At 65.2% G+C, this 2,299-nt stretch carries 3 protein-coding genes and 1 pseudogene; 3 read left to right on the forward strand and 1 reads right to left on the reverse strand.

Features of this window, described 5'->3' with window-relative positions; all coding sequences use genetic code 11:
- A partial coding sequence (locus JCM25156_RS29500) for a hypothetical protein (protein WP_206777868.1) occupies positions 1-182 on the forward strand: 182 nt, incomplete at its 5' end.
- Positions 183-453: 271 nt separating this feature from the next.
- On the opposite strand, the pseudogene JCM25156_RS24640 reads toward JCM25156_RS29500, so the two are convergent.
- A pseudogene (locus JCM25156_RS24640) lies at positions 454-1,097 on the reverse strand (class I SAM-dependent methyltransferase).
- 86 nt (positions 1,098-1,183) lie between these two features.
- Between JCM25156_RS24640 and JCM25156_RS14095 the strand changes: the two are divergent.
- Together JCM25156_RS14095 and dapF are read left to right on the forward strand one after the other, a co-directional pair.
- A complete protein-coding gene (locus JCM25156_RS14095; RefSeq protein WP_025813589.1) occupies positions 1,184-1,585 on the forward strand; it encodes a VOC family protein in 402 nt (133 codons plus the stop codon).
- A gap of 71 nt (positions 1,586-1,656) precedes the next feature.
- Positions 1,657-2,299, forward strand: a 643-nt coding sequence (gene dapF, locus JCM25156_RS14100; RefSeq protein ID WP_025813590.1) for a diaminopimelate epimerase, incomplete at its 3' end; no start/stop codon positions are given.

Below are 2,299 nucleotides of genomic sequence, written 5' to 3' on the forward strand. Positions count from 1 at the left end.
CCGCCATGGACATGCCCGCCCGATCCGGTCACCTGCAGGGCGTGGCCGCCGCTACCGCCCGTCTGGCCGGTGGCGTGCACGCGGTGCTGCGCGATCTGCTGGCGCATGGCGGCCAGTTCGTTCTGGAGGGACATCTGCTGCTGTTGCAGATGTTCCATCTGGCGTTCCATGATATCCAGTGATTCAGGGTCGTCATCACCCCACGCGAGCGGGACAGGGGCCAGAACCGAGCACAGCATCAGCATGCCGGTAACGCGGGCATACCGGTTTCTGGAAAAGGACGGAATCCGCATTTCGCGTCAGGAGGCCCCGATCAGGTTTCAGATAATATTTTTCAAAACATTTCCGGCGACGCACGTAAATGATAATTTCTTTTAACATGCGCCGGAACTGGCGGGCCGTGCGTTTTTTGCCACCCGCCCGCGCCGTTCGTGCCTGAGTTACCGGGCCATGTTACAAATTGTCAGGACGCCGCGCGGTCATGGCGTGCACGGCGTCGTGCCAGAACATGTCCTCCGGCGCGGGGGTGACATTGCCATTGTCAACCGGCCCGAACCCCGCGCGCTGGAGCAGGACGGTCAGCATGCGGCGGCGGTCGCCTCATCAAGCGCCTGCCACAGGGCCGTGGCCTTCTGCGGGATGAAGCGCGCGCCAAAGGTAATGACGATCAGCCCGCCGGGTTGCAGCACCCGCGCGACTTCCCGGAACACGCGCACCGGCTGGCGCAGATAGGGCACCACGTCGCACAGGCAGGCGGCGTCCATGCTTTCATCGGCCAGCGGCAGGTCCGGGGTTTCGTTTATGTCCGCGACCACGCGGTCGGTCAGGCGCGGGTTGGCGTCAAGCGCCTGCGCGTTCACGCCAATGCCGATCACGCTGTCAAACGCCATGTCCGGTGGCAGGTGGCTGTCGGCTCCGGCCATGAGATCGAGGATATTGCCATCCTCGGGCAGGAGCGTGCGGTACAGCGCGGTCACCGCCCGCTGCGCGCCCGCGTCCAGCAGGGGGCCGGTGGGGCGGCGGGAATAGAAGATCGTATCGGACTGGGCCGAGGCGGCGGTAAAGGAATGCGGGTGGAACCCGTGCAGGTCGTTCATGAATATGCCAGACAGTACGGAAGTAACAATGCCATATGCGGCGGTCGTATCATGCGCCATGCCGCGTGGAACAGGAGAACAGCACGATGGCCCGTATGATCCATTCCATGATCCGTGTGCGCGATGAGGCCGCGAGCATTGCGTTTTATGACACGGCTTTCGGCCTGAAGGTAGCCGACCGGCTTGTTTTTGATACTTTCACCCTTATCTACCTGTCCAATGCCGAACAGACGTTCGAACTGGAACTGACTGTCAACCACGACCGCGCCCGGCCCTATGACCTGGGGGACGGGTATGGCCATCTCGCCGTGTCGGTCGCGGATGTGGACGCGGAACATGCCCGCCTCGCGGCCGCGGGCCTGTCGCCGCAGGCGGTAAAGGACATGGCCTGCGGGGCGCGGTTTGTCGGAAGGTTCTTCTTCATCACCGACCCCGATGGCTACCGGATCGAGGTGTTGCAGCGCGGCGCGCCGGGGCGTTTTGTCTGATCGGGCTTGCAACGGAGCGCGCGTGGTGCCATCCCGCTCGGCAGGGTGGCGGGTAGCTCTATACAGGGTGGATGATGACCGGTTTTCTCAAGATGCACGGGCTGGGCAACGATTTCGTGGTGGTGGATGAACGCGCCCGCCGTCATGATCTGACCCCCGCGCGGATCGCGGCGCTGTGTGACCGGCACAGGGGCATTGGCTGTGACCAGTTCGTCATCCTGCGCCCCGCCTGTATGGAGGGCGCGGATGTGTTCGTACGCTTCTTCAACGCGGACGGCACGGAATCCGGCGCGTGCGGCAATGCCTCGCGCTGCGTGGCCGACCTGCTGGCGCGTGAGACGGGGCGGGACAGTATCGGGTTGCAGACCCGCGCGGGGGTGCTGCACGCGACCATCGTGCGGCCCGGTCTGGTCACGGTGGATATGGGCCTGCCCCAGCAGGGCTGGGCGGAGGTGCCGCTGGCCCATGCGTGCGACACCCTGCACCTGCCCATGGCGGGCGATCCGGCGGCGGTCTCCATGGGTAATCCGCACGCCACCTTCTTCCTGCCCGCGCCCGACGCCATGGCGCCGGAGAAAGCCGGGCCGGAACTGGAACATGACCCCCTGTTTCCCGAACGCGCGAATATCGGCTTCGCCCACATCACCGCGCCGGATGCGATGCGGCTGCGGGTGTGGGAACGGGGCAGCGGGCTGACGCTGGCCTGTGGTTCGG

This window comes from Komagataeibacter kakiaceti JCM 25156, assembly GCF_000613305.1.

Bases quoted from the DNA above. Each gene is read 5' to 3' on its own strand.
- JCM25156_RS14095 (WP_025813589.1), top strand. From the start codon at position 1,184: ATGGCCCGTATGATCCATTCCATGATCCGTGTGCGCGATGAGGCCGCG.